Source organism: Burkholderia sp. Se-20378 (assembly GCF_017104665.1).
Classification (GTDB): domain Bacteria; phylum Pseudomonadota; class Gammaproteobacteria; order Burkholderiales; family Burkholderiaceae; genus Burkholderia; species Burkholderia lata.
Genome location: NZ_JAAGPG010001134.1, coordinates 1 through 1,146, shown reverse-complemented (window position 1 = coordinate 1,146; position 1,146 = coordinate 1). Strand labels below are relative to the sequence as shown.

Below are 1,146 nucleotides of genomic sequence, written 5' to 3'. Positions count from 1 at the left end.
TCAGTTGGCGCGCGTGGCCGCTTTTGGTGTTTCCGTGCTGGGGCGAACGACGAGCGCGACACGCTCGGCCCCCCGCTGTCCCTACAGGACGCGCGTCCGGTCTCCCGCCCCGCGCCGCCCGCCGGCCCGACGCCGTGGGGGCCGCTGTTCCGCCGCATGGCGCCGACCATCTTCGTCTACTTCTGCTACGGCTGGACTGCGTGGCTGTTCTTCACGTGGCTGCCGACGTTCTTCCTGAACGGCCAGGGGCTGAACCTGAAGTCGACCGCGCTGTTCGCGTCCGGCGTGTTCTTCGCGGGCGTGGTCGGCGACACGCTCGGCGGCTGGCTGTGCGACCGGATCTACCGGAAGACCGGCAACCTCGCGCTGTCGCGCCAGAGCGTGATCGTCGCGAGCTTCGTCGGTGCGCTCGTGTGCCTGCTGCCGCTCGCGGTCGTGCACTCGACGGCCGGCGTCGCGCTGTGCCTGTCGGGGTCGTTCCTGTGCCTCGAACTGACGATCGGGCCGATCTGGGCCGTGCCGAGCGACATCGCGCCGGCCCACGCCGGCATCGCGAGCGGGATGATGAATGCGGGCTCCGCGATCTCGGGGATCCTGTCGCCGATCCTGTTCGGCTATCTCGTCGATCGCACGGGGAGCTGGACCGTGCCGTTCATCGGCTCGGTCGCGATGCTGCTGATCGGCATCGTCGCCGCGCTGCGGATTCGCCCGGAACGCACGCTGGCGGAATCGATGCCGGCGCTCGCGGATGCGTCCGCCGCGCCGTCGGCGCGCTGAAACGGGTCGCTTCGGGTTTGCCTGCGTCGGCGGTCTTGCCGGCGGCGGTGTCGCGATTCACTGCGGTTCGTGATGGTGGTGGCTTGCTTGGCTTGGCTTGGCTTGGCTTGGCTTGGCTTGCTTGGCCGGTTCGGTTGATTCGGCCGACTCGGCTGGTTCGGTTGGCTCGGCTGGCTCGGGTGGCTCGGCTGGCTCGGGTGACTCGGGTGACTGGGGCGACTCGGGTGCGTCGGGTGACTCGGGTGGCTCGGGTGCCTCGGCCGACTCGGGCGCCCCGGCCGGTACGGGTGCCTCGGCCGCCCCGGCTGGCTATGCCGGCGCGGACGGCTCGCCCCCCACGGACGCCGCGGCCGCCTCTCGCCCCCCGAC

General features: G+C 71.4%; 1 protein-coding gene. It reads left to right on the top strand.

All coding sequences use genetic code 11. The annotated features are described in order from the left end of the window. On the top strand, positions 1 to 777 hold a 777-nt coding region (locus tag G3N93_RS40590; RefSeq protein ID WP_241026924.1), incomplete at its 5' end, for an MFS transporter. Between the last annotated feature and the right edge of the window lie 369 nt (positions 778 to 1,146).